Origin of the sequence: Streptomyces sp. NPDC004732, assembly GCF_040609235.1 — a bacterium.
GTDB lineage: Bacteria > Actinomycetota > Actinomycetes > Streptomycetales > Streptomycetaceae > Streptomyces.
This window is the reverse complement of the sequence record NZ_JBEXJR010000004.1, coordinates 88,620-103,048: the sequence shown is the minus strand read 5'-3', so window position 1 is coordinate 103,048 and position 14,429 is coordinate 88,620. Positions and strand designations below refer to the sequence as shown.

Below are 14,429 nucleotides of genomic sequence, written 5' to 3'. Positions count from 1 at the left end.
GGATGCGGAAGGCGAGGTCGGATTGACGTTGACCACCAGGATGGTCTTGCTCGCATCGCCTGGCTTCTGAAATACGTAGAGGTCGGTGATGTGGCTCCTGGGGTCCATGCTCGTGGGGCTGATGCCCAGGCCGGAGACGTGGTGTGCCATATCGCGACTCCCACCGGGCCCTCCCGTCCAGGACCCGGGACGATCACCCGTTGCCGACCTACGTGCAGGTCGTCGCATCCGTCATGGTTTGAGGAGCGTCGAGATTAACGATCTGCCTGACGCCAGCGGCTGTATATCCGTCATCCGACGTATTCGCAGCAGTCGGAGCCGCCCCGCTCTGGCCGTTGAAGGCGCGGCTGGAGGAGTGGGATCAGCCGGGTGACATCGTTGCGGGCGCGCATCGAGCCGCTGCCGCCGGTCGTCCCGCATAATCCGCAGCGTCCGGGTCGCAAGCGGCCCTACAGTCCCGCCCCCGTCGAAGGGCTGGGTATCGTCCGCCCCGATGCCCTGTTCCACGACTCAGCGGACGGCACGGAGGAGGAGCACCATGGCCGATCGTCGGCAGGGAACCGAGTCGGACGACGGATCCGCGTCGGGGGCGCCGGAGGCTCGCCGGGCGAGCACACACGACGCGGTGCGACTCGCGGTGGTCATCGGTGCTCTCGGCGTGGTCTTCGGTGACATCGGTACCAGCCCGATCTACACCCTCCAGACGGTGTTCAACCCCCATGACCCGCACCCCGTCCCGGTCACCACGGACAACGTGTACGGGGTGGTATCGCTGGTGTTCTGGTCGGTGATGATCATCGTCACGGTCACCTACGTGCTGCTTGCGATGCGCGCCGACAACGAGGGCGAGGGCGGCATCATGGCGCTGATCACCCTGTTGCGGCGGTGGAGTGCACAACGTGGGCGTCGAGCCGCGATCGTACTTGCCGCGCTCGGCATCTTCGGTGCGTCGCTGTTCTTCGGTGACAGCATGATCACCCCGGCGATCTCGGTGCTGTCCTCGGTCGAAGGACTCAAGGTCGTCGAGCCGTCGCTGGACAGTGCGGTCGTGCCGATCACCGCGGTGATCATCGTGCTGCTGTTCCTGGTGCAGCGCCGGGGAACCGCGGCGGTGGGCCGGGTGTTCGGGCCAGTCATGATCGCCTGGTTCGTGGCCATCGGGGCGTGCGGCGTCGTCGGCATCGTCGACCACCCGGGCATCCTCAGGGCGCTTTCACCGACGTACGCACTGGGCTTCCTGTTCGGCCACTGGGGTACGGCCTTCTTCGCCCTGGCCGCGATCGTGCTCGCGGTCACCGGCGCCGAGGCGCTCTACGCCGACATGGGGCACTTCGGCCGACGGGCGATCACCCGGGGCTGGCTCTTCCTGGTGCTGCCCGCCTGTGTCCTGAGCTACCTGGGCCAGGGCGCGCTGATCCTCGACGACCCGGCCAACATCAGCAGCCCGTTCTTCCTGCTCGTGCCCGACTGGGGGCGCTGGCCCATGGTGCTCCTCGCGACGGCGGCAACGGTGATCGCCTCCCAGGCAGTGATCACCGGCGCGTACTCGGTCGCCTCCCAGGCGGCCCGGCTGGGCTACCTGCCGAGGCTGCGCATCGCGCACACCTCCGAATCCACCGTCGGTCAGATCTACGTCCCCTGGATCAACTGGCTGCTGATGGTCTCGGTCCTCACCCTCGTCTTCGCCTTCCGCTCCTCCGCGGAGCTGGCCTACGCCTTCGGCATGGCGGTCACCGGCACCATCACCATCACCACCCTGCTGTTCCTCTACGTCGCCCGCGCCAAGTGGGGCACACCCCGCTGGCTGCTCGCCATCGGCGGCGGCCTGCTCCTCTTCGTGGACCTGCTGTTCGTGGCGGCCAACATGACCAAGCTCGTCCACGGCGCATGGCTGCCGCTCCTGATCGGCCTCACCGCGTTCACCGTCATGACGACCTGGCAGCGCGGCCGCGAGCTGGTCACCGAGCAACGGGCGCGCGCCGAAGGGTCGCTGCCCGAGTTCGTCGACGACCTGCGCAGCGGCGAGGCTGCCACCCGCCAGGTCCCAGGGACGGCCGTCTTCCTGAACCGGGGCAAGGAGACCGCACCCCTGGCCATGCGAGCCAACGTCGAACACAACCACGTACGGCACGAGCAGGTCGTGATCCTCACCCTGCAGACCGAGCCGGTGCCCCGTATCCCGGTGGACCAGCGGATCGTCGTGGACGACCTCGGATACAGCGACGACGGGATCATCCACGTCACCGCCCGGTTCGGCTACATGGAGACACCGGACGTGCCCGGCACACTGGCGATGCTCGACCCGGCGGAAACGGAAGGGCCACTGCAGCTCGAGCAGGCGTCCTACTTCCTGTCGAAGATCGAGCTGCGGCGCGGGAAGGCGCCGACGATGCCGCCCTGGCGCAAGCGCCTGTTCATCGCGACCTCCTACATCACGTCCGACGCCGCCGAGCACTTCGGCCTGCCCCGCGACCGCACGGTCATCATGGGTTCGCACATCGAGGTGTAGGAACAACACCGTTGTCCCCTACGAGGTTGCCGAGGCCGGAAGGTCCGGGCGAGTCGTAGGCCTGCCCAACGCGACTTGCAGGGTCAGAACCAGGCTTTCCCCGGAGGCATACTCAGTTATTGTCCGGGGATGCCTGTCGACCAGTACGCCTACTTCGCCTTGTCGAGTGAGCGCACCAGCACCCGTGAGATGACCGATTTCCTCGGCGTCGAGCCTGATGAGAGAGCGGTTCGCGGCAGCCGCACCACGGAGCCGATGCTGCCGGTCTGCCACAGCTGGAAGGTCGTGTGCCGTACGTCGGGTCTGCGCATCGACGAGCAGATCGCTCAGATCGTCGGCCGCCTCCGGCCCCACACCGCCCGCATCACCGAACTCGTACGACAGCTGGAGCAAGAGCCCGAGCCCGGCAACGCCGCGGTGTTGCAGATCGTCCGCTACTTCAGCCAACCAGCAGACTCAGACAGCAACACCACCGCGGGACCGAACCTCTTCGGCTGGCACCTCGATCGCGACGTGCTGGACTTCCTCACCAGCACGGGCACGGTCCTGGATGTCGACGAATACGACATGACTTCGAGCGCAGCCGCCGAAAGCTGAGAAGGTTCGCGAGCGCAGGTGCTCGATCGATCTGGTCCGCTGCCGGTACTTCGGCAGAAACCCGGCGAGGGTCGGCCCGCCGAAGCCGGATCAGGCGCGCAGGGTGACGCCGAAACGGGTCCTCATCCGCCGCAGTTCCCACAGCGAGACAGCCGTCACCGACAGCGGCCCACCCAGCGTGGAGCAGAACTGGACGACGGGCGGACCTCCCGGCATGCCGTCGCCGATCAGGCTGAAGGCCGCGAACACCCACACCAGCGTCATGGTGAGGACGGGCGGCAGCATCGGGTGGACCTGGGCACTGTTGAAGGCACTGCGGGCTGAGTACAGCGACGCCATGAAGAAGAAGGGAAAACCCCACACGAACACGAACAACGAGGCGACGACCAGCACGTACTCCCACAGGCTCTTCCCGTCGTCGGCGTTCACCGTCAACGCGGTCGGGACGAGGATTCCGCTGATGACCAGGGGCGCAGCAATGATCGACACGCACGGGGCGAAGACCAGTTGGGCCGCACCGCCCTACGCCGCGTACCCCCAGTGCTTCGGATCCACGTTGTAGGCGAGGATCAGGGCGATGGTTGCGGCAACACCTACTGGCACCATGTCCACGGCTTCACCACGCTCGACGGCCAGTACATCGAATTCGAGGAGGACGCCGTGGTCCTCGTCCAGGGCTACCCCGTGACCGTTCGCTACCGGCCCAGCAACCCCTACGGGTGAGGCGGTGGCCACCCTCGCGGGGACGGTGGTGCACGGGGTGAAGTCCTGAGTCGTGGTGGTGCGAAGGCGTGCGAGGTGGAACCCGGGATACGGGGAGGGCGTGACGGCGCGCTGTGCGCGGGGAGACGGGGAGGCCCTATACGGGCCGGGCCTCCCCACCTGTCCCACGCAGTTGCGCGTCGGGCGTCAGCCCAGCGCAGCCATCTTGTCCCAACCACCAGTGCCGATCGCGACCGGAGCCCCGAGGCCACCAGCCGTCAGACGCGGGTAGAAGTGAAGTCCCTGGCTGGTGTTGTTCGTGGTCGCCCAGAGGTCAGGGACACCGTCGTTGTCGGCGTCGGTGGCCGAGGTAAGGAGGGGGCGGGCGGCAGGAGTGAAGCCGGTGGCCGTCAGCTTGCGCGACCCGGAGCCGAGCCCTTCGCCAGCCGGGCCCGTGCCTTCGTAGGTGAACAGTTCGCCGGTGCTGCGCTTACGGGCGAGCAGGTCGACGTGGTCGTTCTTGGTGACGTCGCCGGGGGCGGCGAGGTCGTAGCCAGACCAGGTGCCGTCGCCGATAAGGATGGGTTCGGCGTATTCGTCGAGGTAGCCCGTGGCGTGGCCGTAGTAGAGCCAGAGGTGGTTGCCTTCCTTGACCAGCAGATCGGGGAAGGAGGGCAGGTCCCATTCGTCGATCTTGCCGTTGCCGTCCAGGTCGGTGGGACCGTCGACGTCGCCGATGGCCAGGATCTGGTCGGCGTTCTTGAAGTGGTCGTTGGCCGGGTCGTACAGGCTCAGGTCGTGGCGTCCGTCGCCGCACGCGGAGCCGTTCGCCTCTTCGCCGTAGTTGGTGCAGGCGTAGCCGAAGCCGTTGTTGGGGTGGATGTGCAGCTGTCGGCTGCCCTTGGTGCCCGAAGTGGCGATGAGGTCTTCGTAGCCGTCCTCGGTCCAGTCGCCGCGTCGGGTGATCAGGGAGCCGGTGAAGTCCTGTGTGCTGGCGTCGCTTGTGGTGCCGATCCGGCCGTTGCCCTGGCCCGCGTACATGCGCAGCTGTCCGGTGTTGTGGAGGGCGAGCAGGTCGGGGTTGCCGTCGCCGTTGAGGTCACCGGGCTCGTCGGTCTTGCCGGTGGGGTCGGCGTAGAAGAGGTAGGTGCGGGTGTCGGACTTGTTGTTCGCCTTGTCCAGGGAGCGGGCGAAGACACGCTGCGGGCCGGTCGAGGGCGGGGTGAGCTCAACCTTCGTACTGCCGCCTGCGGAAGGGGCCTTGACGGAGCGCGCCTTGGGGTCCCAGTCGGTCCAGTACTCGTACTTGGCGACGTCCTTGATACCCGCGGAGGAAAGCGTGAAAGTGCCCTCGGTGCGGGCCGGTGACGTGTTCTCGGGCCAGCCGTCCTGTCCGTCGGGGAACTGGGTGGAGGTGATGCCGGGCGGGTTGCTGGGCCGGTTCGGGTCGAAGGCGAAGCGGCAGCCGGGGGCTCCGCTGGTGGGGTTCCAGTCTGAGTTGGCCTTGCCGTCGCGGGCCTGGACCTTCCACGAGTAGTTGCCGTTCGCGGCGCCCAGGTGCTTGGCCAGCAGGCTCTTGGACACGGTGGTGCGGGCGATGCCGCCGGAGGTGACCTTGACGTCCCGGTTGACGACGATGCCGGGGCTGGTGTCGTGCTTGCCGGTCGGCCACAGGTGGAAGCGCGCGGTGACGCTGCCTCCGTCGGGGTCGGATACCTTCGCGGTCAGCTGTACGTCGGTGTTGCCGACAGTGACGTAGGTGCCCTTGTCACCGCAGGAGTTGTTGATACGGGTGCTGGGCACCGTGTCCAGGCTCGATGGCTTGTTCGGCACCGAGTTGTACTCGGTGGAGAGCACCGCGGTGGAGGCGTCGAACTTCTTCCACGCGTGCACGTCACTCTCGCTGGCGCGCAGCCCGAAGGCGACCTTGGTCCACTTCTTGGCCGCGGCGTCCGCGGTGGCTCCCTTGACGTTGAACTCCAGGTTGCCTGCCGGGCACGAGGACGACCAGCCCTTGGCGGCGGTGACGGTGGCGTACTTCGTCCCCCAACCCGGCTGCTTGTTCCAGGTGGTGGCCGAGGAGATCGCGCCGGTCAGCCACGCCTCGACGGGCTTCTTGGTGCAGGACCAGGAGTGCGTGTTCTTGATGCGCAGGGTGGACTTGGTGATCTGCTTGCCGTGCAGTTTGCGCGGGTCGAACTGGACGAAGGAACGCCAGGTGCCGCTGGTCTCCGATTCGTGCCCGACCCGGGCGACCTTGGAGGAGTGGTTCCAGTACGAGGTGCTGGGGTGCTTCTTGCTGACCGCGGTCCAGCCCAGGCGAGGGCTGGAGACGGTCGGGTCGATGTAGACGGGGAAGACGGTGTCCGGGTCGGACAGCACCTTCTGATCCGGCGTCACGACCAGTTCGTCACTGGATGCCTTGAGGGGCATACGGGTGGTGGCGGCGCCGTAGCGGGGCTCGAAGACGTCTTCGTTGGGGGTGGCGGGCTTGTCGCCCTGCTCGTCCAGGAGGGCGCCGACGTCCTTGATCTTGGCGCTCTTCGTACTCTTCGTGCTCTTGGCAGCGGCCAGTTGTGTATCGGGGACACCTGCTGAGTCCCACATCTCGGGCGCTGGTGCGGTGAACACCGCCTGCCCGGCGGGGTTCACCGCGGTGAGGTTGCCGGTATGGTCGGTGCTGACGCTCACTCCGTCGGCGTCTAGACCGTAACGGACCTTCTTGAGCAGGGGGTTGTCGGAAGCCTCGCGGGTCTTGACCACGAGCAGTTGCTGGTAGCCGTCCACACCCGCCTGCATGCGCAGGTCGATGCCCGGTGCCACCTCCGGGTAGACGGCCGTGTCGCCTTCCAGGCGAGGGGCGGGCAGCTTACCCGGCCAATCGACTGTCAGGTGCCGGTCGTTGCGGGTGATCGTCACCAGCGGCGCGTCGCCGCCGGAGGAGAATTCCAGGCCGACATCGACGGCCTTGGGCCGGACCGCGCCGTCCCGCAGGCGCAGAGTGGTGTCGACGTCGACCAGAGTGTTGTCCTGCTTCACGCGGACCGGCGCCGCAGCAGCCTCTTCCGTGAAGGTGCCGTCAGGGTTCGCGTAGACAGTGTCGAACTGAGTTCGATGCGAGAGCACTTCGACCCGTTCACCTGTCCGTGCGGCCTTGCGCGATGCGGCCGTCTCCGGATCCGCGTCGGTTGCCTGCCTCGCCTGCTCCTGCCCGGTGCGCTCGGGCTCCGCGGAGGCTTGCGACACGGCCAGCACCGGGATGGCGAGGGCTGCGGCCAGAGCGCAGACCAACGATATACGAGGCAACGTACGCCGGGAGTTTCGGGGTTGACGGCCCGTTTTCAACAGGGGTCCCTTCACAGAAATTCGACCAGGGCGTGATTCCTGGGATCAGCACAGCGGAACGTACCCCACACCCGTAAACCCGTCACATCCCCTTCCCCGAGCTGCAATACGGATGCCATAGGTGCCTTTGGTCCTTACTCATCAGGACTTTGGTCACTTACCGGCAGTCGAAGGTCCTTACAGGTGAGAATTCCCTAAGAATTGGTCAAGCACCTAGGTAAAGCCTGTGTAATGTCGGCGCGGTTCATTTGCTTACGCCTTGGGGAGAGGTCTGCGCCGTGTCACGTACTGCTGTCCGTGGGGAAGTTGACGAGCCACCAGGCACGTCCTCGACATTCAGGCCCTCTAAACGGGCATGGTGGCGCCGGGGTGCTGTACGGACGGTCACCTCGTTGACCGCGGCAACTCTGTTGGTGGGTCTGGTCTCCGCCGAGGCGTTGGCCTTCTCGCCGCTGGCGCTGCCGGATCTACAGAAGACTCCGCCGGTACCGGTCTCGAAGGTGGGCAGCGCTCCCAAGGCGACGGCGTCGGGGGCCGCCAAGGACGACACGGCGGGCAAGGAATGGAAGTCCATCCCTGAAGCCGCCTGGCCCAAGCCTGGTAAAGCTGCGGCAAACATGGCCGGCAAGAGCACCGCCGACGTGAAGGCCGGAGCACTCCCGGTGCGCATATCGAAGGCTCCCGCCCCACGTGGCAGCCAGAATGCCGGGACCGTGACGGGCGAGGTCGGCGTCGAGGTCCTGGATCGAAAAGCCGCCGAGCGTGCCGGAATCGATGGCCTGGTCCTGGGCGTCGATTCCACCGGCGGCGACGCCCAATTGTCCGTCGACTACGCCGCGTTCCGTAATGCCATCGGCGGCGACTGGGCCTCCCGCCTGACCCTCGCGGAGCTGCCCGAGTGCGCCCTGTCCGAGACCGGAAAGGACGAGGACGGGTACAAGGGCAAGGGCACCGGTGACTGCACACCCACCCCGATCAAGGCAGTCGACAACGACGACGACAAGTCCCAGCTGACAGCCCGGGTGACCCTTGAGGGCGGCTCTGCCTCGGAGACGCCCAAGGACTCGGACAGGGAATCGGGCAAGGACTCAGGCAAAGACTCGGACAAGAAGGCCGAGCCGTCGAAGAAGCAGTCGGCGTCCGCACAGCCGACGCCCCAGACACTCAAGGCCCGCACCCTCTTCGCCGTAACCTCGAAGCCGTCAGGCTCAAGCGGCGACTACAAAGCAACCTCCCTCTCCCCGTCAGGCAACTGGCAGGCCGGTGACTCCTCCGGCGCCTTCACCTGGACCTACGACCTCGAAGCCCCGGGCGCCGCAGGTGACTTGGGCCCGGAGCTGTCGTTGGCCTACTCCTCGACCGCCGTGGACGGACGCACCGCGGCCACCAACAACCAGGCCAACAACGTCGGTGACGGCTTCACCCTGGAGCCCGGCTTCATCGAGCGCCGCTACAAGGCCTGCAGCGCCGACATGACGGGCGGCACCAACAAGGCCAAGAACGGCGACCTGTGCTGGAGCGGCGACAACGCCGTCCTTTCCCTCGGCGGCTCAACGAACGAGCTGGTGAAGGACGATAAGACCGGCGCCTGGAAGCTCAAGCAGGACGACGGCAGCAAGGTCGAGCATCTGAAGGACAGCTCCCTCGGCAACGGCGACAATGACGGGGAGTACTGGAAGGTCACTGACACCGCGGGCGTGCAGTACTTCTTCGGCCGCCACAAGCTTCCCGGCTACGCCGACGGCAAGGAGACCACCGGTTCGACCTGGACGGTCCCGGTGTTCGGCAACCACTCCGGCGAGCCCTGCCACAAGGCCGACTTCGCCTCCGCGTGGTGCCAGCAGGCATGGCGCTGGAACCTCGACTACGTGGTGAACCCGCACGGCGACGCCATGGCCTACTACTGGGCCAAGGTGCAGAACCACTACGGCCGCAACGTCCAGCTCTCCACCGGCAAATCGACGGCGACCCCGTACACGCGCGGCGGCTACCTGAAGCGCATCGAGTACGGGCTGCGCTCCAACAACCTCTACACCGGCACCCCCGCAGCGAAGGTCAACTTCAGCGCGGCGGAGCGGTGTGTGAAGTCCGGCTCGTTCGACTGCGCGACCACCAAGTTCACCGCCGCCAACGCCAAGCACTGGCCGGACGTGCCGTTCGACCAGTACTGCGCACCCGGTACGGAGTGCAAGAACCGCTACAGCCCCTCGTTCTGGTCACGCAAGCGCATCGCGTCGATCACCAGCGAGGTCCGCGTCGGCAGCTCGTACCAGAAGGTCGACACCTGGGCCTTCGATCACAGCTTCCCCTCCACGGGCGATGGCTCCTCGCCCGCCCTGTGGCTCAAATCGATCAAGCGAACCGGCTACACGGGCGGCACGGCGACGGCGCTGCCGCCGATCACGTTCATCGGCAAGCAGCTGGCTAACCGCGTGGACGCGACCGGGGACGGCATCCCGCCGCTGATCCGCTACCGGGTGCGAGCGATCAACAACGAGATGGGCGGCACCATCGCGGCCACCTACAGCGCTCCCGAGTGCACCCGCAGCAGCCTCCCGTCGGACTCCGGCAACACCAAGCGCTGCTACCCGGTGTACTGGTCCTCTCCGGACTCCCCCGGTGACGACTACAAGCCGGTCAAGGACTGGTTCCACACCTACGCCGTCACGCAGGTCCGCGAGGAGGACAAGGTCGGCGGAGCCATCGCGAAGCAGACCGACTACACGTACACCGGTGGCGCAGCATGGGCCAAGAGCGATGACGCCTTCACCGAGGCCAAGTACCGCACCAACTCCGACTTCCGCGGCTACGCCCGCGTGAAGACCTCGGTCGGCACGGGCACGGACGGAGCCAAGCAGGTCAGTGAGGCCCGCTACTTCCGCGGCATCCCCGGCGCGAAGGTCGCCGACAGCGAGGGCAACGAGGTCGACGACCACCCCTCCTTCGCGGGCATGACCCGCGACGAGGCCACCCTCAACGACAGCAAGATCATCGAGTCGTCCGCGTCGACTCCGTGGAGGTCGGCGGCCACAGCCACCCACAAGCGCGGCAACGGCCTGCCGGACCTTGAGGCGTTCCACGTCCAGGAGGCCCGGATCGAGGCCGGGCGCACCCAGGTCGGCACGTCCTGGCAGCGCAACAAGGTCGAGCGGACCTTCGACTCCTACGGCATGCTCACCCGCGAGTCCGACCTGGGCGACACCGCCAAGTCCGGTGACGAGACCTGCACGTTCACCAACTACGCCCGCAACACGGGCGAGAACATGCTGGAGTTCACCTCGGCGGCCAAGACCGTGGCCAAGGCGTGCGGCACGGACCCCAAGCTCCCCGACGACCTGATCTCCGACACGCGCACCTACTTCGACAACAAGGCCCTGGGAGCGGCCCCGGACAAGGGCGACGTCACCCGGGTCGACGAGCAGAACGCCGCCGGCACCGGATTCGTCACGACGGAGCGGAACAAGGTCGACCAGCACGGCCGCGTCACCGAAACCCTCGACGCAGCCAACCAGAAGACCACCACCGCCTACACCCCCACCACCCTGTACGCGCCGACCAAGCAGGTCGCCACCAACGCGCTCGGCCACACCGAGACCACGGAGAACGACCCGGGCCGCACCGCGCCGGTGGCGTCCGTCGACGCGAACGGCAAGCGCACCGACGCCATCCTGGACGGCCTCGGCCGCACCGTGAAGGTATGGGAGCCGGGCTGGCCCAAGAAGGACCACGCCGACTCCCCCAGCCGTCAGTTCGCCTACGCGGTCACCAAGACCGCCCCGAACGTCACGGAGACCAAGACGCTCCAGCGCAACGGCGGCTACCGCACCGACTACGCGATCGCCGACGGCCTCGGCCGCGAACGCGAGTCGCAGGCACCCGCGGCGACCGGCCAGGGCCGGATCATCGCCGAGAAGCTGTACGACTCCCGCGGCCTGGAGTGGAAGTCCTACGACGGCTACTACGCCAACGGCGACGCCTCCGGCGAACTGGTGACGGGCGACGACACCAAGACCCCGAAGGCGACCCGCACCACCTACGACGGCGCAGGCCGACCCACGGTGCAGATCAGGGAGAAGTACGGGGACGAGGTCTCGCGCACGACGACCCAGTACGGCGGCGACCGGGTGACGGTGATCCCGCCCAAGGGCGACACCGCCACGACGACAGTGACCGACGTACGGGACCGCACCACGGAGCTACTCCAGTACACGAACGCGGACCGCACCAAGTCCCAGTCGACGAAGTACACGTACACGCCGTCGGGCAAGCAGAAGACGGTCACCGACCCGACCGGCGCGAAGTGGACGTACCACTACGACCACCGCGACCGCGCGACCAAGGTGGAGGACCCGGACAGGGGCCCCTACACGACGGCCTACGACAACCTCGACCGCCCCACGACCGTCACCGACGCCGCAGGCAAGGCCCTGACGACGGGCTACGACGCGCTGGGCCGCAAGACGACCCTCAAGCAGGGCGACACGACTCGATCTACCTGGACCTACGACACCCTGGCGAAGGGCCAGTTGACGAAGTCGGTCCGTCACGAGGCCGGTCAGGACTACACCAACGAGATCACGGCACTCAACGACCGCTACCAGCCGACCGGCACCAAGGTCACCGTCCCCGCCCGCGAGGGCACTCTGGCCGGCACGTACGCCTTCACCTCCGGCTACAACGCACAGACCGGCCTGCAGGACTGGCTCCGCCAACCGGCCACGCCCGGCCAGATATCCGAGAACCTCACCTACCGCTACGGCCCCCAGGACCAGCTCGTCGGTGCAGGCACCACCGCCTCGGTCCTCATCAACAACCGCACCTACGACCCGTTCGGCCACGTCCTGCGCACCGAGTACGGCCGCAAGGGCCAGAAGGTGTGGCAGACGAACGAGTACGACGAGCACACGGGCAACGTGGCCCGCACCACCACCGACCGCGAGACCGGCCCGTCGCGCATCGACGACATCCACTACACCTTCGACCTCGCGAGCAACATCACCCGCCTCAACACCACCTCCGGCCAGGACGAAGAACGCTCGACCGACACCCAGTGCTTCACGACTGACGCACTGCGCCGCATCACCAACGCCTGGACCGCGACGGACAGTTGCAAGGCTCAGCCGGATGCGAACGGCGGCACAGGCGGCGAGCAGCCCAAGGTCGGCGGCCCGGACGCCTACTGGCACTCCTACACCTACGACGCCATCGGCAACCGCCAGACCGAGACCCAGCACAAGGTCGAAGGCAGCGTGCTGACGGCCAACGACGTCACCCGCACCTACAAGTACGGCCAGAACGGCGCGACCAAGCGCCAGCTGACCGGCATCGAGACGGAGGAGGCAGACGCAAAGACCAGGACCAAGACCCCGGCCAAGACGACTGACTCCTACGCTTATGACAAGACCGGCAACACGACGAAGCGCACCGTCGGGGGCACCGCCCAGGACATGACCTGGGACGACGAGGGCCACCTGGAGACGGCGACCAAGTCGGGCCAGAAGACGGAATACGTCTACGACGCGGACGGCAACCGCCTGTTGGCCAAGACACCGGCACGCAACACGCTCTACCTGCCGGGCGGCAACGAACTGACCGCCGAAGCGAACGGTACGAAGTCATCGACCCGCTACTACGAAGCGGGCGGCGAAACGGTCGCGGTCAAGGCGAGCAACCAGACCAGCATCCTCCTCAACGACCACACCGGCACCGCCACGGCGGCTGTCCTCCTGGCCGCAGGCCAGGCGGTGACCCGCCGCAAGATGAACATCTTCGGCGCACCGCGCGGCGATCGGGACGTCAACTGGCCCGGCAACCGCGGCTTCGTCGGCGGCACGATCGACAACACCGGATTCACGCACCTCGGGGCTCGCGAATACGACCCCACACTTGGCAGGTTCATCTCGGTCGACCCCGTCATCGACACGGCTGACCCGCAGCAGATGCACGGCTATACCTACGGCAATAACAACCCGCTCGTCCATGCCGATCCGGACGGCAAGTTCTTCTTCGGTTTGATGAACAGGGTCATACGAGCCGTCAAGTACGTGGTGAAGACGGTGCGTAAATACATCGCCTGGACCCGAACCCCCTTCGGACGGGCATACAGCAAGCAGTCACGTGCGGAGCGCAGCCGCTCCAGCTTCTCGTACTCCGCCTATAACAAATCCAGCAGCCGAGCCTACGAAGCCCAGAAGGCCAGGGCACGCGCCGATGCCGCCGCCCGCGCCGCCCAGAAGCGCGCGGACGAACAACGACGTAAGGCGGACCAGGCCAAGAAGGCGTCCCAGCCCTGGTACAAGAAGGCGGGCGGTTGGATCACGGACAAGAGTAAGAAGCTGGCCCAGAGCTTCAGTGGGGACACGACTGGTATGTGCCTCAGCGGGTCGGCTGGGATTGGCTTCGGAGGGACGGCCTCTGTCTGCTTCGTCGGAACACGGCGGCCGGACGGAAAGAGCGACTTCGGAATCAGCCTCAGCAAGGGATCAGAGACACCATCTGTCGGCTTCAACGGCGGTATCTCCTTCATGAGCAGCAATGCCACTGACTTCGAGCAGCTCAGAGGAGACGGCTGGGGCGGTACGCTGAGCGGTGCTTACGGCATCGGCGGGACGGTCAGCCATGAGAGAGCCATCGGGGCTACGAACAGCCGGGGCGAACCCGTTGGAACTACGAGCTTCGGGCTGATCGGCGGCATAGGCGCCGAGGCAGGTGTGACAACGTCACACGGCACGAAGGTCGGTCGAATCGGCGACATATTCAAGTGGTAGTGGGTGCAAGTTGAATCAAATTGAGTTCGCCGGTCGAGTCTCGTCCGAGATGAGCGTAGGAGGATTGATTTTCTATGCGGTAATGCTCGCTATCGGTATCCCTCTTGCGTTCAATATCGCCGATCTGGCTGATCGAGCCTACGTGTTCCTTTCGACAGTGCTTCCCGGGCCCGTCGACAGGGCGTCACCGCGATCTCTTCGCTTTGCCGGTGGAATGATCACATTCGTCTCCCTCATCGGCCTGATTGTTGAGATTCGGATGGGGATCACCTCATAAATCATGCATAGCGATCGTCCATCTGCGGTGGAGGAAACGCGAAGCTTGAGGAAAGGGCGCGATCGCGGACCCTAATATGGGCTCCGCTTGGCCGTACGGGACTCGCTTGGCCGCCTGTCCTGTGCGGCCAAGCGTTGTTCCTGCCCGCCAGCAGCTCCGACCATCTGGAGGGTCGGCCCCGCAGCGAAAACTGGTGGCGGGCGCATTTCCCGGTTTCGACAGCATGGCGAGC

General features: G+C 66.5%; 6 protein-coding genes. 4 read left to right on the top strand and 2 right to left on the bottom strand.

Features of this window, described 5'->3' with window-relative positions; genetic code table 11:
• Nucleotides 1-538: 538 nt before the first annotated feature.
• Together ABZV77_RS12790 and ABZV77_RS12785 are read left to right on the top strand one after the other, a co-directional pair.
• Entirely contained in the window at nt 539-2,509 is a 1,971-nt protein-coding gene (locus ABZV77_RS12790) for a potassium transporter Kup (RefSeq protein ID WP_356254513.1), read from the top strand.
• A 129-nt stretch (nt 2,510-2,638) separates the two neighbouring features.
• Nucleotides 2,639-3,106: a DUF4279 domain-containing protein gene (locus ABZV77_RS12785; protein ID WP_356254511.1), complete on the top strand. Its 468-nt coding sequence runs from the start codon at nt 2,639-2,641 to the stop codon at nt 3,104-3,106.
• 90 nt (nt 3,107-3,196) lie between these two features.
• Here the strand turns inward: ABZV77_RS12785 and ABZV77_RS12780 are convergent, their stop codons facing one another.
• The gene (locus ABZV77_RS12780) at nt 3,197-3,595 is read right to left on the bottom strand and encodes a hypothetical protein (RefSeq protein WP_356254508.1); all 399 of its coding nucleotides are present in this window, start codon (nt 3,593-3,595) and stop codon (nt 3,197-3,199) included.
• 51 nt (nt 3,596-3,646) lie between these two features.
• Between ABZV77_RS12780 and ABZV77_RS12775 the strand changes: the two genes are divergently transcribed.
• A complete protein-coding gene (locus tag ABZV77_RS12775; protein WP_356254506.1) occupies nt 3,647-3,829 on the top strand; it encodes a hypothetical protein in 183 nt (60 codons plus the stop codon).
• A 186-nt stretch (nt 3,830-4,015) separates the two neighbouring features.
• Here ABZV77_RS12775 and ABZV77_RS12770 read toward each other — a convergent pair whose 3' ends face one another.
• Nucleotides 4,016-7,054, bottom strand: a complete 3,039-nt coding sequence (locus tag ABZV77_RS12770) for an FG-GAP-like repeat-containing protein (RefSeq protein ID WP_356254503.1) — start codon at nt 7,052-7,054, stop codon at nt 4,016-4,018.
• A 491-nt stretch (nt 7,055-7,545) separates the two neighbouring features.
• Here ABZV77_RS12770 and ABZV77_RS12765 point away from each other — a divergent pair, with 491 nt between their 5' ends.
• Entirely contained in the window at nt 7,546-13,920 is a 6,375-nt protein-coding gene (locus ABZV77_RS12765) for an RHS repeat-associated core domain-containing protein (protein WP_356254501.1), read from the top strand.
• Nucleotides 13,921-14,429 lie beyond the last annotated feature (509 nt).

Excerpts from the sequence above, each read along its gene's own strand:
- ABZV77_RS12790 (WP_356254513.1), top strand. The coding sequence starts at position 539 with ATGGCCGATCGTCGGCAGGGAACCGAGTCGGACGACGGATCCGCGTCG.
- ABZV77_RS12785 (WP_356254511.1), top strand. The coding sequence starts at position 2,639 with ATGCCTGTCGACCAGTACGCCTACTTCGCCTTGTCGAGTGAGCGCACC.